The 25,443-nt window shown below is 61.5% G+C and carries 21 protein-coding genes and 1 riboswitch; of the genes, 3 read left to right on the forward strand and 18 right to left on the reverse strand.

All coding sequences use genetic code 11. The features are described from left to right. Window positions 1–101: 101 nt before the first annotated feature. From ispA to ribB, 3 genes are all read right to left on the reverse strand, one after another. Window positions 102–989, reverse strand: coding sequence for a (2E,6E)-farnesyl diphosphate synthase (ispA, locus tag ACSSU5_RS13465; RefSeq protein WP_264310479.1), 888 nt, complete (start codon window positions 987–989; stop codon window positions 102–104). Continuing rightward, entirely contained in the window at window positions 986–1,228 is a 243-nt protein-coding gene (locus ACSSU5_RS13470; RefSeq protein ID WP_033703432.1) for an exodeoxyribonuclease VII small subunit, read from the reverse strand. The genes ispA and ACSSU5_RS13470 overlap by 4 nt, the downstream gene beginning before the upstream one ends. 206 nt (window positions 1,229–1,434) lie before the next feature. Then, window positions 1,435–2,085, reverse strand: coding sequence for a 3,4-dihydroxy-2-butanone-4-phosphate synthase (gene ribB / locus ACSSU5_RS13475; protein WP_264310478.1), 651 nt, complete (start codon window positions 2,083–2,085; stop codon window positions 1,435–1,437). An 80-nt stretch (window positions 2,086–2,165) separates the two neighbouring features. Further along, a riboswitch (FMN riboswitch) is annotated at window positions 2,166–2,307 on the reverse strand. A 178-nt stretch (window positions 2,308–2,485) separates the two neighbouring features. Here ribB and ACSSU5_RS13480 point away from each other — a divergent pair. Continuing rightward, entirely contained in the window at window positions 2,486–3,472 is a 987-nt protein-coding gene (locus ACSSU5_RS13480; protein ID WP_492559085.1) for a zeta toxin family protein, read from the forward strand. Window positions 3,473–3,503: 31 nt separating this feature from the next. Here the strand turns inward: ACSSU5_RS13480 and ACSSU5_RS13485 are convergent, their stop codons facing one another. Both ACSSU5_RS13485 and ACSSU5_RS13490 read right to left on the reverse strand, forming a co-directional pair. Next, a complete protein-coding gene (locus ACSSU5_RS13485; RefSeq protein ID WP_492559086.1) occupies window positions 3,504–4,451 on the reverse strand; it encodes a FecR domain-containing protein in 948 nt (315 codons plus the stop codon). Then, window positions 4,444–4,983, reverse strand: coding sequence for a sigma-70 family RNA polymerase sigma factor (locus ACSSU5_RS13490; RefSeq protein WP_264310475.1), 540 nt, complete (start codon window positions 4,981–4,983; stop codon window positions 4,444–4,446). The genes ACSSU5_RS13485 and ACSSU5_RS13490 overlap by 8 nt, the downstream gene beginning before the upstream one ends. A gap of 188 nt (window positions 4,984–5,171) precedes the next feature. Here ACSSU5_RS13490 and ACSSU5_RS13495 point away from each other — a divergent pair, with 188 nt between their 5' ends. Further along, on the forward strand, window positions 5,172–8,111 hold the full coding sequence (locus tag ACSSU5_RS13495; RefSeq protein ID WP_492559087.1) for a TonB-dependent receptor: 2,940 nt from the start codon (window positions 5,172–5,174) through the stop codon (window positions 8,109–8,111). 53 nt (window positions 8,112–8,164) lie between these two features. Here ACSSU5_RS13495 and ACSSU5_RS13500 read toward each other — a convergent pair whose 3' ends face one another. The 13 genes from ACSSU5_RS13500 to exaC all read right to left on the reverse strand — a co-directional run bounded on the left by ACSSU5_RS13500 (window position 8,165) and on the right by exaC (window position 23,122). After that, complete coding sequence (locus tag ACSSU5_RS13500; RefSeq protein ID WP_492561317.1) at window positions 8,165–10,495, reverse strand: TonB-dependent siderophore receptor; 2,331 nt, start codon at window positions 10,493–10,495, stop codon at window positions 8,165–8,167. Between the two features lie 267 nt (window positions 10,496–10,762). Further along, entirely contained in the window at window positions 10,763–11,683 is a 921-nt protein-coding gene (locus ACSSU5_RS13505) for a FecR family protein (protein ID WP_492559088.1), read from the reverse strand. A gap of 5 nt (window positions 11,684–11,688) precedes the next feature. Continuing rightward, a complete protein-coding gene (locus ACSSU5_RS13510) occupies window positions 11,689–12,195 on the reverse strand; it encodes an RNA polymerase sigma factor (protein WP_492559089.1) in 507 nt (168 codons plus the stop codon). Between the two features lie 226 nt (window positions 12,196–12,421). Continuing rightward, window positions 12,422–13,641 (reverse strand): IS3 family transposase gene (locus ACSSU5_RS13515; protein WP_492559090.1). Its coding sequence is split into 2 segments (ribosomal slippage): window positions 12,422–13,293 and window positions 13,293–13,641, totalling 1,221 coding nucleotides; the frame shifts between segments, so codons are not numbered across the junction. 289 nt (window positions 13,642–13,930) lie between these two features. Then, window positions 13,931–14,632: a LexA family transcriptional regulator gene (locus tag ACSSU5_RS13520; protein WP_492559091.1), complete on the reverse strand. Its 702-nt coding sequence runs from the start codon at window positions 14,630–14,632 to the stop codon at window positions 13,931–13,933. A 177-nt stretch (window positions 14,633–14,809) separates the two neighbouring features. Next, window positions 14,810–15,337: an inorganic diphosphatase gene (gene ppa / locus ACSSU5_RS13525; RefSeq protein WP_016497835.1), complete on the reverse strand. Its 528-nt coding sequence runs from the start codon at window positions 15,335–15,337 to the stop codon at window positions 14,810–14,812. Window positions 15,338–15,429: 92 nt separating this feature from the next. Then, complete coding sequence (locus ACSSU5_RS13530) at window positions 15,430–16,245, reverse strand: M90 family metallopeptidase (RefSeq protein ID WP_264310469.1); 816 nt, start codon at window positions 16,243–16,245, stop codon at window positions 15,430–15,432. Between the two features lie 8 nt (window positions 16,246–16,253). Continuing rightward, a complete protein-coding gene (locus ACSSU5_RS13535; RefSeq protein ID WP_027594930.1) occupies window positions 16,254–16,901 on the reverse strand; it encodes a DedA family protein in 648 nt (215 codons plus the stop codon). Window positions 16,902–17,150: 249 nt separating this feature from the next. Further along, window positions 17,151–17,609: a GNAT family N-acetyltransferase gene (locus ACSSU5_RS13540; RefSeq protein WP_264310468.1), complete on the reverse strand. Its 459-nt coding sequence runs from the start codon at window positions 17,607–17,609 to the stop codon at window positions 17,151–17,153. Window positions 17,610–17,717: 108 nt separating this feature from the next. Continuing rightward, window positions 17,718–18,536 carry an ethanolamine ammonia-lyase subunit EutC gene (gene eutC / locus ACSSU5_RS13545; protein WP_264310467.1) on the reverse strand — a complete coding sequence of 273 codons (819 nt, stop codon included), beginning with the start codon at window positions 18,534–18,536 and terminating at the stop codon, window positions 17,718–17,720. 8 nt (window positions 18,537–18,544) lie between these two features. Further along, window positions 18,545–19,939, reverse strand: coding sequence for an ethanolamine ammonia-lyase subunit EutB (locus ACSSU5_RS13550; RefSeq protein ID WP_492559092.1), 1,395 nt, complete (start codon window positions 19,937–19,939; stop codon window positions 18,545–18,547). A gap of 49 nt (window positions 19,940–19,988) precedes the next feature. Next, window positions 19,989–21,437: an ethanolamine permease gene (gene eat / locus ACSSU5_RS13555; protein WP_264310465.1), complete on the reverse strand. Its 1,449-nt coding sequence runs from the start codon at window positions 21,435–21,437 to the stop codon at window positions 19,989–19,991. A 164-nt stretch (window positions 21,438–21,601) separates the two neighbouring features. Continuing rightward, window positions 21,602–23,122 carry an acetaldehyde dehydrogenase ExaC gene (exaC, locus tag ACSSU5_RS13560; protein ID WP_264310464.1) on the reverse strand — a complete coding sequence of 507 codons (1,521 nt, stop codon included), beginning with the start codon at window positions 23,120–23,122 and terminating at the stop codon, window positions 21,602–21,604. A gap of 255 nt (window positions 23,123–23,377) precedes the next feature. Here exaC and ACSSU5_RS13565 point away from each other — a divergent pair, with 255 nt between their 5' ends. After that, window positions 23,378–25,408: a sigma-54-dependent Fis family transcriptional regulator gene (locus ACSSU5_RS13565; protein ID WP_492559093.1), complete on the forward strand. Its 2,031-nt coding sequence runs from the start codon at window positions 23,378–23,380 to the stop codon at window positions 25,406–25,408. Window positions 25,409–25,443 lie beyond the last annotated feature (35 nt).

The following is a 25,443-nucleotide window of genomic DNA, read 5'->3' on the forward strand; positions in this document are numbered from 1 at the left end:
GGCGAGTCGTTATAGGTGTGAAGACGCGGCAGTTTACCCCATTGTGGGAAAAGTGCCCATTCAGAGGGGGGAGCATGGGGCCGCTCGGCGGCCCTGATGAATCAGTTGCGGCGTTCGACGATATAGCGCGCCAGCGCCCGCAACGGCTCGGCATTTTCACCAAAGCCTTGCAATGCGAACAGCGCCTGGTCGCGCAGTTCGATGGCATAGGCCTTGGCGGCTTCCAGGCCCAGCAGGGCCGGGTAGGTCGGTTTGTCACGGGCGATGTCGGCGCCCTGGCGCTTGCCCAGGGTGGCGGTGTCGCTTTCTACGTCGAGGATGTCGTCCTGCACCTGGAACGCCAGGCCGATGGCCTGTGCGTAGGTCTGCAAGGCATCCAGTTGCACCTGCTCGGCGCGGGCGCTGGCCAGGGCGCCCAGGCGCACGCTGGCTTCGATCAGCGCGCCGGTCTTGTGCCGGTGCATGAATTCCAGTGCTTGCTGGTCCAGCTTGATGCCAACCGAACCCAGGTCGATGGCCTGGCCGCCCACCATGCCCGCCGGGCCGGCAGCCTTGGCCAGGGCCTGGACCATGGCCAAGCGAAGGGTGTCGGACTGCGGGCTCAGGCGCGGGTCGAGCAGGGCGCTGAAGGCCAGGCTCTGCAGGCCGTCGCCGGCGAGGATGGCGCAGGCTTCGTCGAAAGCTTTGTGGGTGGTGGGCTGGCCGCGACGCAGGTCGTCGTCGTCCATGGCCGGCAGGTCGTCATGCACCAGCGAATAGGCGTGGATCAGCTCGACCGCGCAGGCCGCGCCATTGGCCTGTTCGGCAGGCGCACCCAGCGCCTCGCAGGCGGCGTAGGCGAGCAGCGGACGAACACGTTTGCCGCCGTTCATCACGCTGTAGCGCATGGCGGCGTAGAGCCGTTCGAGTTCTTTGGTGGGTGCCTCGAACAGCGGTTCGAGAGCGGCGTCGACGCGGGCCTGGCAGCTGGCCTGATAAGTGCTGATCATGCTTGCGGCTCGGCGTCGAAGGGCTGGGCTGCCAGCTCACCGTCGCGTTCCAGAAGGATTTGCACTTTCTGCTCAGCCTGGGCCAGTGCGCCCTGGCAATCGCGAGTCAGGGCGATGCCTTGCTCGAAGGCGGCCAGCGAATCTTCCAGCGACAACTCGCCGTTCTCCAGGCGCTCGACCAGGGCTTGCAGGTCTGCGAGGGATTGCTCGAAATCGAGGGAGGCTTTTTTGCGGGCCATGGCGACTGTCTCGGTGGCGTTCTGAACGGCGCGACACTAGCAGAGCAGGGCAGGGGGAGCAAACTTTCGGGATGCCGAGGCTGGGTGTGCCGGCCTATTCGCGGGGCAAGCCCGCACACAGAAATAATGTTGGCTGCAAGGCTGAGGTGATCCTGTGGGAGCGGGCTTGCCCCGCGAATGGGCCGCAAAGCGGCCCCGGGGATTCATCAAGCTGTCACAGCTTCCAGCTCCACCATCGACTCGCGATACCGCGCCAGCTCTTCAATGGTCAGCACCGGCAAATTGTACTGCCGCGCATAAACCATCACCTGCTCCCCGCGCGCCATGCTGCCATCGGGGTTCATCAGCTCGCACAGCACTGCTGCCGGCCGCAGCCCGGCCAGGCGCGCCAGGTCTACTGAACCTTCGGTATGGCCACGACGGGTCAGCACCCCGCCATTGCGCGCGCGCAACGGGAACACGTGCCCGGGGCTGACGATATGGCGCTGCTCGGCCGTCGAGCTGAGCGCCGCCGCGATGGTGGTAATACGGTCTTGTGCCGACACGCCAGTGGTGATGCCGTCCGCCGCTTCGATGGTGACGGTGAACCCGGTGCCATGGCGCGCCTGGTTGTTCTGCACCATCGGCGCCAGTTGCAGGGCGTCCACGGTGGTCTCGTCCAGGCACAGGCAAACGATGCCGCTGCAGTCGCGAATCATCATGGCCATGGTCTGCAACGAGATGTTTTCAGCGGCGGCGATGATGTCCGCTTCGTCCTCGCGGTCGTCGTCGTCCAGCAGCAGGACAGGGCGCCCGGCCTGGAAGGCGGCAATGGCGGCAGAAATGTTGGGGAATTGCTTTTGCAGCATAGGGGACATGAAACGCTCCTCGTGAATGATCGATGAACGTCTCGGGGCGAACAAAACGCGCGCGCAGAGGCGCCCGAATGGCCCCTGCCTGACGCCTTCTTTCATCCGGACTATGACCGTCGGCTCTGGAGTCTCACCAGATCTGCTGACCCCCGGCATGGCCGGGGCGCTCGCGGGCTCATCTTTCGATTTACCGCCGGTGGGGACTTACACCCCGCCCTGAAGACCCGGCAAGCATACAGCACAGTGCCTCCCTGCTGGCAAGCCTGTGATCTACGACGTTCGCTGATATGAACTGCCAGGCAGCAGTGTCCAGGGGCGAATGTATTAGATATTTACGCGCTGTGCGGCTTATCGCCGCTTTATGTTAATGGCCTTCATACCCCGCTGATGAAAGGAAACTTCTGCCATGACCGAAACCTATTCGTTTACAGACAGAGATGTGCATGCTGCGTTCAGTTCATTGACTCAAGAGCTATTCGATAATAAGGAACGTAATTACGTGGGGGATGGGGTATTTAAACCCCAGATGCTTATTGTTGCCGGCGCTCAAGGGGCGGGCAAGACGTTCTTGCTGGAAAACGTACTGCTCAAAGACGGCAAATATGCCAATCATGTACGTCTGTACAAGCCGCACTACCGCGAACTGCACCCCCACTATGAAAAGATGAAGGACAAGGGCGTGTTGCACGTTTATGACAATACGGAGCGCTTCATCTGGCGTTTGGGGGAAATGATCTGTACGTACGCAATGGACAACCACTACAGCCTCATTATGGAAACCGCGCTCGATAACCTTGGGTTTGCAGCATTTCCTCCAGAAGCAGCCAAAAAAGGCTATCAGGCCGAAGTTCACCTGATCGCGTGCCAGAAAGAGTTCAGTCACTGGTCTACCCTCGATCGCGCAGTCACCAGCGTCGCCGATGAACAGCTTGAGCGGGTGGTAAGCCTCACGCAAATAGAAGAGGCGCAAATCAATGCCAGATCAATCATTGATGCGTTCGAGAATGCCTGTACGCAAGTGCTGAACTCCGAGATTGTCATTTATCAGCGGGGACTGGAGACTGACAAATCAAGCCGGCCTGTATGCTACAGCGTTTGTACCGAGAAGGGCGTGCTCACCCCTCAGGGTGATTACAAGGGGACGCCGTTCTTCAAGGCCCCGCATTTGAAGGTCGACTTCAAGGTCTTGCGAAGCCCTGCGTCTGACTTTCCCTGCTCGTATATTCAATATGCGCAGGTCGTCCATGCCGGTTTACTTGGGACGGTTCATCGCCGAGCGATGGCCGAACTCAACTGCAAGACCCTCGGTCTGGCGCACAGTTTGATGACAAAGCTCCCCGTCGATGTGTATCGGGAGTTGTGTCTGTACGTGCTCAAGTACGCGCAGTTGTGATTGAGTCGTATGTTTGCGGTCGCAGTCCTGATCAACGGCTGATGAACACCTGCCTGTCGGCCTCATGAACCTGCAGCGTGTAGGTCTTCGCGAGCATGGCCAAGGCCAGCGGCAGGTCATCGAGGGGGAACGTGCCAGACACCCGCAGTTCGGCCAAGGCGGGGGCGTATTCAAGGCGCTGGTGGGTGTAGCGCATCAACGCTTGCGCCCACTCACCCAGGGGCATGTCGTCTGCCACCAGCAAACCGCTGCGCCAAGCCAGCGTGGTTTCACGCACCGCTTCGATGCTGCCCAGGCGCTCGCGGCTGAAGCGCACTTGCTGGCCAGCACGGATAATGTTCTCGCCCGGTGCCACGCTGGCGAGCTCCGGGTTTACCTGCACGGCGCCTTCGTACACGGCGAGCAAGGTTTCATCGCCCAGTTGGCGCACGCTGAACCGTGTGCCCAGGGCCAGCAGTTGGCCCTGTCGGGTCTGTGCCATGAGCGGGCGTGGGTCGGCGGCGGTAACGATGTATACCTCGCCACGGCGCACGTGCAGCAAGCGTTGCGCGCTGTTGAAAAGCACGTCCACGGCGCTGTCGCTATTGAGGGTGATTTGTGTGCCGTCGGCGAGCCGTGCGTGTTGGCGCTCGCCCACCGACGTCTGGTAATCGCTGCCAGCGCCTGAGCGCCATGCCAACCAACTGAGCGGTGCGGCACCGATCAACACGAGCAGGCTGCGCAATACAGCGCGCCTGCCTGTCGGGCGATCCAGGGTCTGCTTTGCCAGCATTGGCGGCAGGCTACCGAGGCGAATAAGCAGGCGCTGCGCCCGCTTCCAGGCCCGCTCGTGCTCGGCACTGGCATGCCGCCAGCGCTCCAGTTCGAGCTGTTGGGCCGGCAGCAGTGGCCCTTCCTGCATCAGCATCAGCCATGAGGCCGCCTGGGCTAACACCTGCTGAGAAATGGCATCGTCAAACGTCGCCGTGCTGTTATTCATCGGGCATCTGCGTCAGGCAGGTCAGGTAGGCCTCGTGGATGTATTTTTTGACTGTCGGCAATGCGATGTTCAGGGCGGCGGCAATGTCCTTTTGTTTCATGCCGTCCAGCGTTGCCATCAGAAACGCCTGCCTTACGCGTGGGCGCAGGGTGTCGAGCACCCTGTCGATCTCGTGCAGGGTTTCAAGGATCACGCTTTGCAGCTCAGGCGAAGGGTGCTCGGGTTCTGGCAGCAGCAGCAAGGCTTCGAGCCAGGCACGTTCCAGCGACTGCCGACGCCGCCAACTGACCAGCACACAGTTGGCGATGCGGGTCAGGTAGGCGCGTGGTTGCCGGATCGGTTCGACCCGCGCGCCCTCTCGGCTGGTCAGTACCCGCAGGAAAATATCATGCGCCAGATCGTCGGCCACCCCGCGTCCCCACGACCTCAGCCGGTAGGCGAGCCAGTTGCGTAACCAGGCGTGATTCTCGATGTACAACGTCTCGACGCTGCACGGCTCGGTACTGTTCGGCGGGGAGAAGGGCGCATTCATCGTAGGTCGAATAGGTGCAAGACTGTCGCAAATGAAAACCATTATCACTAGAATTGCTCAGATCACAAGGCCGAATCGGTAAATTCAGCCGGTGCCCGTGCACACATATCCTTTTTTCGATCTCGTGCGACAGAAGAGGTAACAGCCCGCAGCCAGTGGTGGGCGCAAACCCTACGAGCGAGAAAAGCATGCTCCCAGTCCGTTGTCCTACACCTGCTCTGCGCCCTCGGCCTTGCCTGTCGCCAATCACCTTCGCCCTGCGTTGCACGATGATCAGCTGCTGCGGTGCCGGCCTGCTGAACAGCAGCCTGGCCCTGGCCCAGGACACCCGCGCGGCTGCAACCGTCGCGACCCGCCTGGACGATGCCACGCCGCGTGACTACAACATTGCTCAAGGGCCGTTGGGCGCAGCCCTGGGCAGTTTCACCAGCCAGTCCGGGTTACTGGTGTCCTATGACCCTGAATTGACCCGAGGCCGCACGGCACCCGCCTTGAAGGGCCGGTATACGGTCAGCCAGGGCATCCAGCGATTGCTGGCCAATACCGGTCTGCAACTGGTGGCGAACTCGACAGGGAGCTACGTGCTGATAGCGCAGGGCGTTGCATCGAATGCTGCGGCAGAGCTATCGCCGACGCTGGTCGATGCCGCTGCACAGGGGCCTCAGGCGGACACTTACAGAGCACCACGCTCATCGGTGCATTTGAACAGCGAGCAGATCGACCGCTTCGGCCGGGTTTCGGTAGGCGATCTGCTCAACGGCGTGCCCGGTGTGCAGGTCGGCGATACCCGCAACGGCGGCGCCCTGGACGTCAACATCCGTGGTATCCAGGGGCAGAGCCGGGTGGCGGTGAAGGTCGATGGGTCGGAGCAGGCTCTGGATGTTTATCGCGGCTATGGCGGTACCCAGCAACGCAGCTACATCGACCCCGACCTGATCAGCAGCGTAACCGTGAACAAAGGGCCGTCAACCAAGTCTGGGGCCATTGGTGGCACGGTGGAAATGCAGACGATCGGCGTGCAAGACATCCTGGTTGACGGTAACCAGGTCGGCGTGCGCCTGAAAGGCGACTTCTGGGACAACGGCGTAGACCCCGCTCATCGTAGTGCCAGCGCCAAGGATGAACGCCTGTCGGCGCCACCGCGCGACAATCGCGGCAGCCTGTTCGGCTCCGAAGCCGACTCTGGCAGCGCCGCGTTTGCCTTTACCACCGAGCGGCTGGATGTGGTGGCAGCGTATGCGCACCGCAACCAAGGCAACTACTTCTCCGGCAAGAAAGGCCAGGACCGATACCGCCTCTATAACGACTACGGCAGCGAACAGCCCAGCGTGGCGATGACCTACAACGCCGGCGAGGAAGTGCTCAACTCCTCATCGAAAACCGACTCGTATCTGCTCAAGGCAACCTGGCGGATAGCCGACGATCACACCCTGGACCTGGGCTACCGCCGCTACGACGGGCGTAGCGCCGAGATCATGCCTTCTGACATCTACCGCTTCGGTACAGCCGGTATCTACCAGTACCCCCTGGGCGAGGTGAAGATCGATACCTACACCGCCCGCTACCACTACCTGCCCGTCGGCAACCCGTGGGTGGACCTGACCAGCAACCTGTGGATGACCGATGCCAAGACCAGCTCGTTGAGTTCGGCATGGACTGCGCCTGTTTCCCAGCTGTTCCGTTCTGATCGCAGTTGGACACGCCAGGACAACCGCCGCATCGGCGGCGACCTGAACAACGTCTCTAGGTTCGAGACGGCCCATGGCGACTTCAAGCTGGACCTGGGCGGCTCGTTCCAGCTGGAAGACCTGCAACCGCAGAAAAGAGTGCTCATCACCCAGCACGACATCGATGCCAACCGCACCCTGCGCGACGCTTCCAGGCAGGAATTCAGCTTCAACGGCAAGCTTGAGTATCAGCCGATCGAGCAACTGACCCTGTGGGGCGGTGGCCGTTACAGCCACTTCCGCACCAAGGACAATACCGTGCTGGCCACCGCCCGGCGTGAAAATCGCGAGGTGCGCTATGTGTCGGCGAGTGGCCCCAAGGGCTGGGGCAGCATGACCTGGTTCCCCGACCAGAACGGCCAGTACACCGACGCCACCGACCCCCGGCTGAACAACGGCATCGTCTTCGGCAACAGCAACGAGCCCTTCAACGGCGTGCGCTTCAACGACTTCGGTGCAACCAGCGTTCGGGTCGACCCCGAAGGCATCAGCAGTGTGGTCACAGGCTACGACCATACCCCGCAGGGCAGCAGCAGCGGCGGCGGCTTTTCGCCGGCATTCGGCATCAATGTCGAGCTGATGCCGGACACGTTCTTCTACGTAACCTACACCCAAGGCCTGCGCCTGCCTTCTCTGTTCGAGACCAGCCAGGGCACCCAGCAAGTCGCCCCCGGCAAAAGCCTCAAGCCTGAGCGCTCGCAGAGCTGGGAAATCGGCGTCAGCGCCTTGCGCGACAACCTCTTTACCGACCACGACTCGGCGGCGATCAAACTTGCCTACTTCGATAACAAGATCAACAACTACATCACCCGCTACTACGACCCAAGCCCTGGCCTGTGGGGCCTGATGACCTTCAGCAACACTGACAGCTTCAGCACCCGCGGCCTTGAGCTGCAGTCAAACTACGACGCTGGCCGCGTGTTCGCCGACCTGTCGGCCACCTACTACCTCAAGACCGAAACCTGCGACTCGGACTTTGCCGGTAAGCTGCGCGCCACGGCCAACCCGTACCAGAAGACCCAAGACACGCCAAACTGCACACCGGGCAGCTTCATGGGCTCCTACACCAACACCCAGAACCCACCACGCTTTTCAGCCAACCTGACCACCGGCCTGCGCTTCTTCGACGAAGCACTGACGGTGGGCGGCCGCGTGACCTACACCTCGGGGCCTACCAGCACCCTCGACAAACCCTGGCAGTCCGGCGCTACCACACCGCAAATCGAATACCGTTCGGTGGCGCTGTTCGATCTGTTCCTCAAGTACAAGTTGCTTGAGAACACCGAGGTGAATGTTTCGCTGCAGAACCTGACCGATCGCTATTACCTGGACCCGCTGGCGCAGAGCTTCATGCCGGCACCGGGGCGGACGGTGCGGATGGGGGTGGTGACGCGGTTCTGAAGGTGGGTGAGGGCGGTGGCATAGCGAGTTTTTGCCGCCGCCGTTTTGGGTGCCTAGAATTTGCTGCGCACGGTCAGGGCCAAGCTGCGAGGCTCGCCATAGAAGTTACCCGAGGCACTGCTGCCGAAGGTCTCGTAGTAGCGCTTGTCAAAGAGATTGTTGGCGATGATGGTTGCTGACCAGTTTTCGTCAATCTTGTAGTCCACACTGGTGCTCCAAATGGCACGACCGGGTTCAATGAACTTGAAGTCTTGTTCGGCCCCATCGAATTCGCCACTGACGGGATTGTATTCACGCACCGTGCCACTGACATAGGTCGCGCTTTGAGCCACCACCCCGCCGCCAACCTTCCAGTTGTGCAGCATCCCGGGCAGTTGATAGGTCGTCCAGAGCTTGACCATATGCTTGGGCGTAATGGCACGGTACTCTGCGTTCTGTGTGTCGGCATCGCGACTGTGGTTGTAGGTGTAGCCCGCACTCATTTGCCAGCCTGGTTGCAGTTCGCCGCTGATCTCGGCATCTAGCCCCTGGCTGATGGTTTCGCCCTGATTGATGAAGCAGCACTGCTTGCCCTGGTTCCACCCCTGGGATGGGCCGTCCGCCGCGGCATCGCCTGTCTGTTCTACGCGGTAGAGCGCAAAAGAGGTGTTGAGCCGGCCCGAAAACAGCTCGCCCTTGAGTCCTACTTCATAGCTTTTGGCTTCGGATGGATCCAGTGGGCTGCCAGGGTACGGACCTTTCAGCTGCATGTACTGCGGCCGGTAGGTTTCGGCGTAGCTGGTGTAGGCTGTCCATTGATCGGTGAGGTCATACGTGACGCCGACATAAGGCGTCACGACACCGTTGTCCTCCAGGGCGCGTTTGCCCTGACTGCCTGCCGAAGTGCCATCAGCGTTCTTGTAGAAGCTGTCATCGGCGTGTTTGTAGTTGGCCACGCGTGCCCCGAGAATCACGTTCATCGGATCGGTGATGCTCATGCGCAGCATGCCTGACAGGCCCGTTTTAGTAGAGGTGTAGTAATCGTCCTTTACTGGGAAGTCGCCGTTATCCGCTGGCATGACCGGGTTGAAAATGTTGATTGGCGCTTCCATGAAGTTGCTCATGCGTTGCCGGCTGTAAGCTTTGCCTTTTTGATAGTCACCCACGATCACCAGTTCGTGGTGGCGTGCAAACAAGTCGAAGCCACCCTTCAGGGTCGCACTGTAGGCGTCCCGGTCCATCCCTGTCTTGGCAGGATACCCAGTGATGAAATGACCGTTGCCGGTGATCGGGTTGACGGCGCCATAGCCGAAGATGCCCTTGGCGTCCCGGTCCATTTCCATGCGCATGGCATCAAGCGTCATTGCCCAGTCTTCGCTGAAACTGTGTTGCAGGCGAATGTAACCCTGCGCGGTCTTCTCGTGGCTGGTGTTCCAGTCTGTGGTCAATGCGTGCTTACGCGACAGTTTCAGGTCGTCGCCGTTGATGGCGCGCGGCAACCCCGCGAAGTTGATGACACCTTGTGCTTCCTGATAACTGCCGCCGACGGTCAACAATGTGTCGGGACTAAGGTCGAACTCCAAAGATCCATACGCCACTTTGGTGGTCATGTTACCGGGGTCGTAGAAATACTTGCGATCTTGATAGGCAATGCCCAGCCGCCCGCGCACATTGCCTTGTTCTGTCAGCGGGCCGGTGATATCCGCCTCGGAGCGATAGTTGTCCCAGCTGCCGGCAGACGTGGAAAAGGCCAACTGGTTGTGTGCCAGTGCACGTTTGCGCACCATGTTGATAGTGCCGCCGGGATCACCGGCCCCTGAGTACAGGCCATCGACGCCACGCAGGAACTCGACATGGTCGAACTGTGCCATGTCGAGTTGGCTGACCGAACCGAATCCGCTCATCGACGGGTCCATCGGGGCGCCCCCATCGAGTTGTACGTTAGATACCTCGAAACCGCGCGAATAGAAGTTGCTGTCGTTACCGAAGGATGAACCCGCCCGCTGCGTGGCCTTGCGCGAGGTGACCCCTGGGGTCTTGTCCATCACGTCGGTGAGGTTATGAAGGTTCTGGTCTTCTATCTGCTGACGGGTAATGACTGAAACTGAATGCGGCACTTCACGCAGCGACTTGGCGACCTTGCTGCCCACCGCGACCGAGCCTGTAGTGTACGACCCAGTGTTCTCTGTACTGTCATCCAGTGTCTGGGCAATGACCGACGTTGCGCTCAGCTCCAGTGCACTGCTGTCGGCAGGGCGTTTGTACAGCGTCACACTGGCGGCACCGACGCTGCGCCAGGCCAGGCCGCTGCCGCTGAGTAGATGTTCAAGCGCTGCTTGCGGCTCTTGGAGGCCGTTCACGCCGGGACTTTGCAAGCCTTGGACCAGTTCGCCGTTGTAGATCACCTGCAAGCCGCTCTGTTCGGCAAGGTGATCAAGGGCGCTGGCCAGCGGTTGGGCGCCGATTTTGAACGACATGGGTTCGGCAAAGGCCGCAGCTGGCAGCAGTGCAATTATCAGCGCAGCGGGTAGCGGTCGAAGGCGAAAGGCAGCAACAGCATTGAACATCATGTCCCCCAAAATAAAACGCAAATGGTTATCGTTAATTTTGAGAGGAAGACGATGGGCGCCGCTGAACCCGTAAATTTAATGCACGCAACCTTCGTGACAGCTTCACTGCTGCCGGGTGAGTACCAGCAGGTAATGGGTATAGCGCTGGCTTTTCAGGCCAAACGCCTGCGCCAACGTGTCGATCCCTTCGTCCAAGCGGTCAAGGCGCAAGGTACCGCTGACGGTGAGGGTGTGAAGCGCGGCGTCGCCCAGCAGCACGTAGCCTGGGCGATAGTGCTGCAATTGTGTGAGTACATCGCCCAGCGGCATGTTGTCGAACACCAATCGCCCCTTCTGCCAGGCCAATTCCCGCTGGGGGTCGATGCTGTGCACGGCCGACAGTTGCCTGTGTGTCCAGGCCACCTGTTCACCTGCTTGCAGAGTCGCCGTGGCACCGGGGCCGGCGACGGCGACGCGGCCTTGTGCCACGGTGACTTCGCTGGTGTCCGAGCGTCGGCTTACGCTGTACACCGTGCCCAATGCCGTGGCACTCAGGTCACCGGCCTCGACGCGAAATGGGCGCGATGGGTCATGGGCCACGTCGAACAGCGCCGTGCCCTTGCGCAAGGTGATCTGCCTGCCTGTGGCCAGCCACTGCACATCCAGCGCCGAGTCGGCGTCCAGGGTAATGCGCGAACCATCTGCCAATTCCACCCACTTTTGTTCGCCGATAGCGGTGCGATAATCGGCGTCCCAGTCGTTGTAACGGGCAGTGGACAGCCCAAGACCGAGCAGCAGCATGGCCGCAACGCCCCAGCGCACGCCCTTGTTGCGCCGACGGATGCGGGCAGGCTTTGGCAGGTGACCGCTGAGATGCCACAGGCGCCGTGCAGCGACAAATGCAGCGTGATGTGCCGGATGTTGCGCACACCATTCGCGGGCAGCGGCAATGTCGTCGGGGCTTGCGTCACCCGAGGTCAGCCGCACCACCCATTCATGGGCAGCCTTGTCGATAAGCGCTTGCGGGTTTTGGTCGGGCGACATTGGGTTCAACGTTGCAGGCATTGGCGTAGAAAGTCGAGTGCGCTCGCCAGGTGTTTCTCCACGGTACTGACCGACACGGCGAGTTCGCGGGCGATGTCCTTGTGGTTCATGCCCTGCAGGCGCCCCATCAGAAAAATCTGCCGGGTGAGTGGAGGTAGTTGCTGCAGCACACGTTCAAGCAATTCCAGCTCCTGGCGAGCGGCCACCTTGTCGATCAGTCCGGGGCTTTCGCCGGTGACTTCGTAAAGGTATTCCAGCCCCTGGTCATTACGCTCGCGCATGCCGCGATTGCGTATGTGGTCGATGGCCAAATTGCGCCCGATGCGGAATATGAAGGCGCGCAGGTTGCCGACGGGCTTGTGTGGACGCTGGCGCAACAGGCGCAAGTAGGTTTCCTGCGCCAGGTCGGAGGCCGCCTCGGGGTTGTTCAACTGCCGATAGAGGAACAGGCGAAGCTCACGCGCATGGGCCTTGTAGGCCTGTTCGAGCTCTTCGGTGGTCATGCTTGACATGAGGATAGCCGCAGCGGAAGGGGGCAAGTGGAAAGCGGCAGACTCTAGCGAGAACACTTCCTATTTGCAATGCGGCGATGGCGGGATTCGGCTTGCGTAGCAGGCGATGCGCCGCGAAATATGTTTTGGAGGGGGACGATCAAGCTACGTCCAAGCAAGGTAATGCGTGAGCTTATGTGTCTAGTCCTGAAATAGGTTTACACCTGTTCAGGTAGGCCGACAGGCCTCAAAACGCCCGATGCACTGCATCGGGCGTTTTATTTTTCAGGGCCATATGGGGCCGTTCTGTGTTGTAGATCTGCACTGCCTCGTCAACCATCTGCCTCGCCTGCTCAAGATCTTCAGGGCTGCTCAACAGCAGCTCCATCTTGAGGATTCCGTTGATTCGCTCGGCCAGCGCGTTCTGGTAGCAGTCATACCCATCAGTCATGGAGCACTGAACATCGTGCCGTTGGTGCAGTGACTGGTACAGCGCCGAGCAATATTGGATGCCTCGATCCGAATGGTGGACTAATGGCTGGCGACGACGTCGCTTTCGTAATGCCTGCTTGAAGGCTTGCGCCACTGACTCGGCATGCAGGCTTTCATGGACGTGGTGGCCAACAATTTTCCTGGAGTACGCATCCGTTACCAGGCTCAGGTATAGCGGGCCGTTACGTGCGGGCAGGTAAGTAATATCGGCAACCCAGACGTGCTCCGGTCTTGTCGGAACGACTTGGCTTGGGCCCGGCTTGAGTAAGTTGGGATGGCGGTAGAAGCGATGAAAGCTTTGTGTTGTCTTGTGGTAAGCCCGCTTAGGCAGCACTAGCAGACGGCGCTCTCCCAAGACCTGGAACAGCCTATCTCGGCCGACTTGGAATCGTTTGTCCGGTTGGCAATGCAGCAGATAGTGCAGCTTGCGTGTACCCAGACGAGGCTGGCGCATCCGGACTTGCTGAACAAACTCAACCACCCGATCTGCCTGGCGCTCTTTGCCATCAGCAGCTCGGTTGCGCTTGTAGTAAGCCTGTCGACTGATGCCTAGAAACTGACAAGCCCTGGCAATGCTCAGTCCTGCGACTTGACCTTGCGAGAGGACTTGCCGGATCGCTTTTTTACGACCGAGACACCATAGTCATTTTTCAGAACATCAACGACCGTTTCAAAAAACTGGGCCTTCTGGCTCATCAGCTCAAGCTGTTGCTCAAGCTCCTTGATCCGCTGCTCTGGAGTAAGCGTTTTGGGGTCAGACATCGCGCAGCTCCTCTCGTCGCGGATCGAGGCCCCCTGGCTCCAATCCTGCCGACCGTGCTTACGCAACCATACCAGACCCGTCGACCGACCCTGGATGCCATACCGCGCCTGGGCCTGCTTGTAGGTCAGTTCGCCTTTTTCAATCTGATCAACCACCGCCAATTTAAAAGACAGTGAGTAATCCCGCTGTGTGCGCTTTACACCTTGCTCCATCTGACTCTCCGGAAATTCGGGATGGGAGGTGTAAACCTTATTCAGGACGGGAAAATGGAAATTAAAAAGCCGGCTTGTGGCCGGCTTCTCGGGGACGCTTCCGACTAATTTATGGTAAGCCGCAACCGCCTTAACTGTGTGGCCACAAGGGCCTGATAGAGATGGTCAACGCCCGTATGGGGTGTTGCCGAGCCCTCTGGAACGCGGCTTGCGCCGGTCGGGGCTAAATGTGCCGCGTAGCATACAAGGGCTCGCGCAGGTTGCCCAGCAAAAAATGGCACAGCGTGTTTCAACTGGGGCGATGCCGGCGGAAATGCGACCAATGAAAGACCCAGCCGAGAATCTCCAGGCCCTGGGCCTGGCGTTGGGCGCGGGTGTAGCGCTCGACGGCGTAGTTGCGCCGGTCATGGCTGTGCAGGTACAGGGTGCCGTGCTGGCCGAGGCTGAGGTTGTTCACCCTGAGGGTGCCATTGTGCAGCAGGGCGTAGGTTTCGCCCTCGATCACTTCGGTCATGCCCAGGTCCACGGCCAAGGTGGCCTCCAGTGGGATCAGCGGGGCCATGTTGGCGGCAGGCATGGCCAGGCAGATGGCACAGTCCGGCGCAACGCCCAGCGCTTTCAATGCTTTGGAGGGCAGGCGCAGGTGTTTGCTGGCGATGGGGGTAAGTAGGCCGTGCTGCAGTGCGTGGAAGGGCACCTGCAACATGCGGCCGCCGTGTGCTGACAGCGGGGTGGGCGGGTTGTCCTGGGCTGGCCGTGGCGGGCCGCTGCGCAAGATCGGGTTGGGGTGTTTGGGGCCTTCACCACTGCGTAGCCAGCGGCGATGCACGCAGAACAGGTCGGCCATTTCGTCGAGACGAGCCAGCGGAACACCGCGTCTAAACCAATTGTTGACGTGCTGGGGTGTGACGCTGCGCTGGGCGGCGAAATCGGAAGGGGTCAAGCCACATTCGTGGAGCAGGGCTTTGAGGCGGTCACCGGATGTGTTCATGGCCGGGAGTGTAGCGGCCGGGTGCCAGCAGGCATATGAACCGGGTGTTGATGCGGCTTGTGCGAAAAGTACTTCGATGTAGGGCGATGGCGTAGGGTGGTGTAGGAGTTTTTACCTGCAGGACGTTCGCTCGGGCATAAAAAACCCCGCCTGGGCGGGGTTTTTCAGCAACCGGTATCAGCCCTTGTAGGCAGCGACCGATTTGGTGATCGCGGCGCGGGCGGCGTCGGCGCCGTCCCAGCCTTCGATCTTGACCCACTTGCCCTTCTCGAGATCTTTGTAGTTCGCGAAGAAGTGCTCGATCTGCTGGATCAGCAGGGCTGGCAGGTCGGTGTATTCTTTGACGTCGACATACAGCTGCGACAGCTTGTCGTGCGGCACAGCGATGACCTTGGCGTCGCCGCCGCCGTCGTCGGTCATGTTCAGGATGCCGACCGGGCGGGCACGGATGACCGAACCTGGCGCTACCGGGTACGGGGTCACGACCAGCACGTCCAGCGGATCACCGTCGTCGGCCAGGGTGTTCGGGATGAAGCCGTAGTTGGCTGGGTAGAACATCGGGGTGGCCATGAAACGGTCGACGAACAGGGTGTCGCTGTCCTTGTCGATCTCGTATTTGATCGGCGCGTGGTTGGCCGGGATCTCGATGGCGACGTAGATGTCGTTCGGCAGGTCTTTGCCCGCCGGAATCTTGCTGTAGCTCATTGGGCAGTGCCCCCGTAGTTGACCAAAAAGTGGCGGCGATTATAGGCACATTCCGCATGGGCTTGCCACGCCCGGCCTGATGTGCGGCCGCGTCAGGCGTGGCCTTCGCGGTAATCGGGGTGTTCGGCCTGCAACTGGCTCAGGCGCGCCAGTGGGTCTTGGCGGTAAAACAGCGACAGTTGCTGGTACACCTGTGGATACGCCTGCTGCAACAGGTCGGGGGCGCTGAAGAAGTATTCGCTGGTGACAGCGAAGAATTCCGCAGGGTTTTCCGCGGCGTAGGGGTCGATGGCGGTTTCGGCGTCGGGGTTCAGGTCCAACTGACGGTTGAGGTCGTCATAGGCCTGCTGCATGGCCGTCGCCCACTCATCCACTGGCATGCCACTGTGCAGCGGCGGCAGGCCATTGGCATCGCCATTGAGCATGTCGAGCTTGTGCGCCAACTCATGGATGACCAGGTTATAGGCCTCCCACCCACCACTGGCCAGCACGCCGTTCCAGGCCAGGATCACCGGGCCCTGTTGCCAGGCTTCACCGCTGTGTTCGCCGTCCCACACATGCTCCACGCCACTGGCATCGCGGTGGCGCTGAGGGCTTTTGAAGTCGTCGGGGTAAAGGATGATCTCGTGGAAACCCTGGTACCAGTTGAGGTCACCGAGGTGCAGCAGTGGCAGCTGCGCCTGGGCGGCCAGGAACAGGCGCTGCTCATCGCTCAGCTCGACACCGGGCAGAGTGGTCAGGTGCTTTTCAAGCAAAAACAGGATGCAGGCTTCGCGCAACCAGCGATCTTCGTCATCACTGATGCCATCGAGCAAAGGCAGGTGTTGGCGAACTGCCTGCCATTGCTTGGGGGTGATCGGGTAGCGCTTCAGGGTGCGCCGACGCCGCCAGGCGCTGAAAGACCACATGGCGGTGATCAGTGAGCCTTGGCCGCGCGGCCCAGGCGACCGCGCAGCAGGCCGAGGACCATCGGCACCAGCGACAGGAAGATGATACCCACCACCATCAGCGACAGGTGCTGCTTGATGAACGGCACGTTGCCGAAGAAGTAGCCCAACGTCACCAGGCCACCGACCCACAGCAGCGAACCGGCGACGCTGAAGCCGAGGAAGCGCGGGTAGTGCATGTGGGCGATACCCGCGACGAACGGCGCGAAGGTGCGCAAGATCGGCAGGAAGCGCGCCAGGGTCACGGTCTTGCCGCCATGGCGCTCGTAGAATTCGTGGGTGCGCTGCAGGTAGTCGCGGCGGAAGATTTTCGAGTTGGGGTTGTTGAACAAGCGTTCGCCGGCCGTTCGGCCAATCACGTAATTGGTGCTGTCGCCCAGGATTGCCGCCGCCATCAGCAGGCCCGCCAGCAGTACCGGGTCCATGCCGCCACCGGCCGCCACGGCGCCAGCGATGAACAGCAGCGAATCACCAGGCAGAAATGGCATTACCACCAGGCCGGTTTCGCAGAAGATCACGGTGAACAGGATGGCGTAGATCCAGGGACCGTAATTGGTGACCAGCAGATCGAGGTAGGCATCGAGATGCAGGATAAGGTCCAGCGGGTTGAAATCCATGTACAGCACCTGTGTTCTGGGGCGTAGGCTCGGTTACCAGGGGAGGGGTAAATTTTCACACATGACAAGTGGGGCATTATACGGCGAAGTGAGCATCATGCCCGGGGAGTTTGTAGCGGGGGGTTACGGCAGGTTTTTTTCCTGTGCAGGCCTCTTCGCGGGCAAGCCCGCTCCTACAGGTACAGCGCCAACTTCAGAAGCGCTGCTATCCCTGTGGGAGCGGGCTTGCCCGCGAAGAGGCCGGCCCAGTCAATCCTGATGGATCGGCAGGATGTAGCTCTCGAACTCGGTGTCCTTGCGAAACCCGATGGACTCGTACGTCTTTTGCGCTGCCTCATTGTTGGCGCTGGTCGACACCCGCATCCGCACGGCATTGGTCTCTTTGGCCATCTTCTTGGCCTCGCGCATCAAGTGGTCGGCCACCAGCATGCGTCGCGAATCTTCGGCCACATAGATATCGTTGAGAATCCACACGCGCTTGAGCGACAGCGACGAAAAGCTTGGATACAGCTGGCAGAAGCCCAGCAATTTGCTGTCGTCTTCATCTGCCAGAGCCAGGTAGATCACCGACTCGTCCCGCTTCAGGCGCTTCTCCAGAAAACTGCGTGAGCTGTCCGGGTAGGGCAATTGCCCATAGAACTCGCGGTATTTGACGAACAGTGGGGTCAGCAGGTCGAGGTGTTCCAGGGTTGCCTTGATGATACGCATGTGCGGCCCTCAGGATCCATTTGGGGAAACAGCGGATTGCCAACCGCTCTCAACAGCATGCTGCCCAATGCGGGCGAGAAGCGCAATCCGCCTTCCGTGACATGATTTTTACCCTTTTCCGAGCAGAAAGTTTCCTTTTTGGCTGGCGGGGGTATCGCTGTCGAGGGTATGGACCTCGGCTTCATCCTTCAGATTCACCCCAGAAAGCTGCCGCCGACAGGCTTCACGCATCAGGTACAGCAAGCGGTGGGCTGCCATGCCATAGCTCAGGCCCTCAAGGCGTACGTTGGAGATGCAGTTGCGGTAGGCGTCGGTCAGGCCGACCCGTGGCGCGTAGGTGAAGTACAGGCCGAGGCTGTCGGGTGAACTCAACCCCGGGCGTTCGCCGATCAGCATCACGGTCATCCGGGCGCCGAGCAGCTCGCCCACCTCGTCGGCCACGGCCACGCGGCCCTGCTCTACCAACACCACCGGGGCGCTGGTCCAGCCGTCGGCCGCGGCCTGCTCTTCGAAACGGGTCAGAAAAGGCAGGGTATGGCGGTGTACGGCGAGGGCCGAGAGGCCATCGGCGACCACGATGGCCAGGTCGACACCGCCCGGATTGGCCTGGGCATGCTGGCGCAGGGTCGCGATCGAGTCGTCGTTCAGCCGTCGCCCCAGGTCGGGGCGCTGCAGGTATTGGTCGCGGTCGTGGGCGGCGCTGTGCAACACCAGGCTGTCACGCCCACGGTCATTGAGCTGGGCCGTAAGCCCGGCATGGTCGAACGGCAGGTGCACGGCATCGCGGGCCTGGGCATGGGCGAACTGGAAGTCCAGTTGCGCACCAGTCGGCAGGCTGGTGCCCGTGCGCCCCAGGGCGATACGCGCAGGTGTCAGGGTGCGCAGGGCCAGCCAGGGGTTGTCGGGGGTTACTGTGCGAGGGTCCATGGTCATCCCTATGCAAGCTGTGCCAATGCCTGGCGGAAGGCCGGCGGCAGGTTTTCACCGAAGCGCACCCGGCCATCGGCCTGGGTGAAGATGCCGGTACGTGCCAGCCACGCCTCGAATTCCGGGCCGGGCTTGAGGCCCAGGGTCTGGCGTGCATACAGCGCGTCATGGAACGATGTGGTCTGGTAATTGAGCATGATGTCGTCGGAGCCGGGGATGCCCATGATGAAGTTGATCCCGGCCACACCCAGCAGGGTCAGCAGGGTATCCATGTCGTCCTGGTCGGCTTCGGCGTGGTTGGTGTAGCAGATGTCACAGCCCATCGGCACGCCAAGCAGCTTGCCGCAAAAGTGGTCCTCAAGGCCGGCGCGGATGATCTGCTTGCCGTTGTACAGGTACTCCGGGCCGATGAAACCGACCACGGTGTTGACCAGAAACGGCTTGAAATGCCTGGCCACGGCGTAGGCGCGGGTCTCGCAGGTTTGCTGGTCGACGCCGTGGTGGGCGTTGGCCGACAGGGCGCTGCCCTGGCCGGTCTCGAAGTACATCAGGTTTTGCCCGAGGGTGCCGCGCTTGAGCGACAGGCCCGCCTCGTAGCCTTCCTGCAATACGTTGAGGTTGATGCCAAAGCTTGCGTTGGCGGCCTCGGTACCGGCGATCGACTGGAACACCAGGTCCAGCTGTACGCCACGGTTGATCGCTTCGATCGAGGTGGTGACGTGGGTCAGCACGCAGGCCTGGGTGGGGATGTCGTAGCGCTGGATGATGGCGTCCAGCATTTCCAGCATGGCGCAGATCGAGGCGATGCTGTCGGTGGCCGGGTTGATGCCGATCATGGCGTCGCCGTTGCCGTACAGCAAACCGTCGAGAATGCTGGCGGCGATACCCGCCGGCTCGTCGGTTGGGTGGTTGGGCTGAAGACGGGTCGACAGGCGACCGCGCAGGCCCATGGTGCCGCGAAAACGGGTGACCACACGGATCTTCTGCGCCACCAGGATCAAGTCTTGAACCCGCATGATCTTCGATACCGCCGCCGCCATTTCCGGTATCAGGCCCGGTGCCAGCGCGCGCAGGCTGTCTTCGTCGGCCGCTTCGCTGAGCAGCCAGTCACGCAGGCCGCCCACGGTGAGGTGGCTGACCGGCGCAAAGGCCTGGGCGTCATGGGTGTCGATGATCAGGCGGGTGACCTCGTCCTCTTCGTAGGGGATCAACGCTTCGCTCAGAAAGTGCGTGAGCGGGATGTTGGCCAGGGCCATTTGCGCGGCGACCCGCTCACCGTCGTTGCTGGCGGCGACACCCGCCAGGAAGTCCCCCGAACGTGCGGGGCTGGCCTTGGCCATCACGTCCTTGAGGCTGTCGAAGCGGTAGACCAGGTGGCCTACCGTGTGTACGAAACTTGCCATACAGATTCTCCAGAGCGCCGCGGGGCTGGCCCGCGGCGGGTGTCGGCGATCAGTGCAGGGCCTCTTCGGCCTTTTGGATCGCGGCGAATTCCTCTTCCGGTGTGCCCGCTACCAGGTGGTGGCGGCTGTAGAACGCAAAGTAGGCAATTAATACTCCATAGATCACCGCCGCGCCAATCACAACCCGCGGGTCGACCAGGAAGCCCGCCACCACGGCAATGCACGCCAGCACCAGCGCTACGCCCGAGGTGAAGATGCCGCCAGGGGTGCGATACGGCCGTTCCATCTTCGGCCTGCGGATGCGCAGGGTGATGTGCGCCGCCATCATCAGCACGTAGGACAGCGTTGCGCCGAACACTGCGACCAGAATCAGCAAGTCACCCTGGCCGGTCAGCGACAGCCCGAAACCGATGATGCCGGGGATGATCAGGGCCAGTACCGGCGCCTTGCTCTTGTTGGTCTGGGAGAGTTTGCGCGGCAGGTAGCCTGCGCGGGACAGCGCGAAGATCTGCCGCGAGTAGGCATAGATGATCGAGAAGAAGCTGGCAATCAGGCCGGCCAGGCCCACCAGGTTGACGAAGCTGCCCATCCAGGTGGAGCCGCCATAGGCCTTGGACAGCGCCTCGACCAGCGGGTTACCGGAGGCCTTGAGTGCCTCAGAGCCTGCAGCGCCAGGGCCGATCACCAGAATCAGCAGGGCGAAGGCCAGCAATACCAGCATCGCGCCGATCAGGCCGCGTGGCAGGTCGCGTTTCGGGTTCTTGGTTTCTTCGGCGGCCAGGGGCACGCCTTCGACGGCGAGGAAGAACCAGATCGCATAGGGGATCGCGGCCCACACACCGACATAACCGAACGGCAGGAAGCTGCTGGCGCCGACGGCGTCCGTCTTGGCGATGTCGAACAGGTTGGCTGCATCAAAATGGGGCACCATGCTCACCAGGAACACGCCCAGGGCAATGGCGGCGATAGCGGTGATGATGAACATCAGCTTCAGCGCTTCACCGACACCGAATATGTGGATGCCGATAAACACGATGTAGAAGGCCAGGTAGATGACCCACCCACCGATGCCGAACAGTGATTCACAGTAGGCGCCGATGAACACGGCGATGGCTGCTGGGGCGATGGCGTATTCGATGAGAATCGCCGTACCGGTGAGAAAACCGCCCCAGGGGCCGAAGGCGCTGCGGGCGAAGCCGTAGCCGCCGCCTGCGGTGGGGATCATCGACGACAGCTCGGCCAGCGAGAAGCACATGCACAGGTACATGGTGGCCATCAGCAAGGTGGCGAGGAACATGCCGCCCCAGCCGCCCTGGGCCAGGCCGAAGTTCCACCCGGCGTAGTCGCCGGAGATCACATAGGCGACCCCGAGGCCGACCAGCAGCACCCAGCCGGCTGCGCCTTTTTTCAGTTCACGTTGCTGGAAATAGTCCGAGCCGACTTTTTCGAAGTCTACGGAAGAGCCTGCCGGCGCATTGCCGGAATGATCGCTTGGCATAGTTTCACCTGTTGTTTTTCTTGGTGGCCGGAGGGACTTCCAGCCCATGGTGATAGGTACTGCAGGAAGCGAGCCAGAGCGGTTCGTGCACGGGAACCGCTGTGGATGTGTGTCTGTCAGTGCCGCCTTCTTCGCGGGTAAATCCGCGAAGAAGGCGATGTGGTTTAGAAGAAGCCCAACGGATTGATGTCGTAGCTCACCAGCAGGTTTTTAGTTTGCTGGTAATGATCGAGCATCATCTTGTGCGTCTCACGCCCAACGCCGGACTTCTTGTACCCGCCGAACGCGGCATGCGCCGGGTACAGGTGGTAGCAGTTGGTCCATACGCGGCCCGCCTTGATGCCACGGCCCATGCGGTAGGCGCGGTTGATGTCGCGGGTCCACACGCCGGCACCGAGGCCGAACTCGGTGTCGTTGGCAATCGCCAGGGCTTCGGCTTCGTCCTTGAAGGTGGTGACACTGACCACCGGGCCGAAGATTTCTTCCTGGAACACGCGCATCTTGTTGTTGCCCTTGAGCAGGGTCGGCTGGATGTAGTAACCGGTGGCCAACGCGCCTTCGAGTTTTTCCACCTTGCCGCCGGTCAGCAGCTCGGCGCCTTCTTCCTTGGCGATTTCCAGGTACGACAGGATCTTCTCGAACTGCTGTTGCGACGCCTGGGCGCCGACCATGGTGTCGGTGTCCAGCGGATCGCCACGCTTGATCTGCAGGACCTTCTTCATCACCACTTCCATGAACTGGTCGTAAATCGACTCCTGCACCAGAGCACGCGACGGGCAAGTGCACACTTCACCCTGGTTGAAGAACGCCAGCACCATGCCTTCGGCGGCCTTCTCGATGAAGCTCGGCTCGGCCTGCATGATGTCTTCGAAGTACACGTTAGGCGACTTGCCGCCCAGCTCGACGGTGGACGGGATGATGTTCTCGGCGGCGCATTTCATGATGTGCGAGCCGACCGGGGTCGAGCCGGTAAAGGCGATCTTGGCGATACGTTTGCTGGTAGCCAGGGCTTCGCCTGCTTCGCGGCCATAACCCTGGACGACGTTGAGCACGCCTTTGGGCAGCAGGTCGCCGATCAGTTCCATCAGCACGGTGATACCCAGCGGTGTCTGCTCGGCGGGTTTGAGCACCACGCAGTTGCCGGCGGCCAGGGCCGGGGCCAGCTTCCAGGCGGCCATCAGCAGCGGGAAGTTCCACGGGATGATCTGGCCGACCACGCCCAGTGGCTCGTGGATGTGATAAGCGACGGTGCCTTCGTTGATTTCGGCGGCGCCGCCCTCTTGGGCGCGGATGCAACCGGCGAAGTAACGGAAGTGATCGACCGCCAGCGGGATGTCGGCGTTAAGGGTTTCGCGGATCGGCTTGCCGTTGTCCCAGGTTTCGGCAATGGCCAGGACTTCAAGGTTCTGCTCGATGCGGTCGGCGATCTTCAGCAGCACGTTGGAGCGGTCCTGGACAGACGTGCGGCCCCAGGCGTCGGCGGCGGCGTGGGCGGCATCCAGGGCTTTCTCGATGTCTTCGGCAGTGGAGCGGGGAAACTCTGCGATCAGCTTGCCATTCACCGGGGAGGTGTTTTCGAAGTACTGCCCCTTGACCGGAGCTACGAATTCACCGCCGATGTAGTTGCCGTAGCGGTTCTTGAAGGAAACCTTCGCGCCTTCGGTACCGGGATGTGCGTAACGCATGGTGTGTCTCCTGGCTATTGTGTTTGTTAGGGAGTTGAAAAGCGTAGAGCAAAGGTTGGGCCAGTGTTTTGAGGTTGAGGTAAATCAAGCGCTTGGCGCGGTTTTCAGGGGCTTTTGAAATCGCGCTGTGCCAGCGGTGGCACGGCCTGGGTGACACTTTGTACCGTTTGCGACACGCTGCGGTACGGTGCATTGCAAAGCCCCGTCGGGTGGAGGATGCTGGCTGCACGCGTCATCTGCGGAGAACGACAACAAATGCAGAGCAATCACTTGAATCGCCATGCCCAGCAAGTTCACACCGTTGCCCACGGTGAAGCCGGGGAGAGCGGCAGTGACCCGGCGATCGCCCGTTCCTGGCTGCGCTGCCTTGAGGATTACCACCTCGACCCGACGCTGATCGAAGCCCCCGTGGTGCTTGAACACGGGCGGCTGCTGGAAACCCGCGAGCGCCTGCATCAGGTGCTGAAAATTGCCGACTCCGAGATGAACAGCCTGCATCAGCAGCTCTCTGGCGCTGGCCATGCGGTGCTGCTGACCGATGCCCGCGGGGTGATCCTCAACTGTGTCAGCGCCCCCAGCGAGCGGCGCATCTTCGAGCGGGCAGGGCTGTGGCTGGGCGCCGACTGGAGCGAGGCGCGCGAGGGCACCAACGGGATCGGTACCTGCCTGGTCGAGCGCCAGGCCCTGACCATCCATCAACACGAACATTTCCGTGGCCGCCACACCGGCCTGACCTGCTCGGCAAGCCCCGTGTTCGACCCGCATGGCGAGCTGCTGGCGGTGCTCGACGTGTCGTCGGCGCGCCCCGATGTCTCGCGGCAGAGCCAGTTCCACACCATGGCCCTGGTCAATCTGTCGGCGAAGATGATCGAGAGCTGTTACTTCCTGCGGCATTTCCAGCAGCAGTGGCTGCTGCGCTTTCATCTGCAGGCCGAATCGGTCGGCTTGTTCAGCGAGGGCTTGTTGGCCTTCGAGGGTGATGGGCGGATTTGCGCTGCCAACCAGAGCGCGCTCAACCTGCTGGGCACCGTTCGCGGTGGCGTGCTGGGCAAACCGGTGGACCGTTTTTTTGCCTGCAGCCCTGACGAGTTGTTCAGCCGCGCCGTACCCGGCGGCAGCACCGTCTGGCCCTTGCTCACGCGCGACGGCCGCCAGGTATTTGCCAGCCTGCGCGGCCAGGCGCGTGCACCCGTCTGGTCGGTACCGCTTGGCCAACCTCGGCCCCAGCGCGAACCAGAACCGGGTATCTGCCTGCTCGACCCGGCCTTGCAAAACGACTTCCGCCGCTGCGTGCGGGTGTTCGAACGTGATGTGCCACTGCTGCTGCGCGGCGAGACTGGGTGCGGCAAGGAGGCATTTGCCCAGGCCGTGCACCAGGCCAGCCAACGTCGCGGCAAGCCGTTCGTGGCAATCAACTGCGCCTCGATCCCGGAGAGCCTGATCGAAAGCGAGCTGTTCGGTTATCGCGGTGGCAGCTTTACCGGCGCGCGCAAGGAAGGCATGCGCGGCAAGTTGTTACAGGCCGATGGCGGCACGCTGTTGCTGGACGAGATCGGTGACATGCCACTGGCCTTGCAGACGCGCTTGTTGCGCGTACTGGAAGAGCGCCAGGTGGTGCCGATTGGCGGCGAGCCCCAGGCCGTGGACGTGCGCATCGTCAGCGCGACCCACCGCGACCTGCTGGAGCGGGTGGCGCAGGGGAGTTTCCGCGAAGACCTGTATTACCGGTTGAACGGGCTGGAAGTGGCCTTGCCAGCAGTGCGTGAGCGCAGTGACAAGGGCCCGTTGCTGGACTTTCTGCTGCGTCAGGAAGCGCAGGGGCAACGGGTCGAACTGGAGCCCAGTGCACGTCAGGCACTGCTGGACTTTGCCTGGCCGGGGAACGTGCGGCAGATGCGCAATGTATTGCGCACGCTCGTGGCGCTTTGCGATAACACTTTCATCGGGTTCTCCGACCTGCCCGCGACTTTCCGGAGTAATGCGGCCCCTGTGGGAGCGGGCTTGCCCCGCGAAGCAGGCAACGCGGTGGATGGCACCGGCTATGTCGGTGTTCGCGGGGCAAGCCCGCTCCCACACGGGTTTAGCACTAGCCTTCGAGATGATGAGCAAAACAGTCTCTCCCACAAGAGCGCGCCAGTGCGCCTTGAGGACGCTGAGTGCGAAGCTCTGCTGTCAGTGCTGGAGGCAAAACACTGGCACTTGACCCGCGTTGCCGAGCATCTGGGCATCAGCCGCAATACCTTGTATCGAAAACTGCGCAAACACGGCATCGCACGGGCCGGCTGAGCGAAACAGCGGGTGCGATTTCCCGCGCCCTGGGC

It is taken from the genome of Pseudomonas sp. E1MeOHC2 (assembly GCF_058745025.1).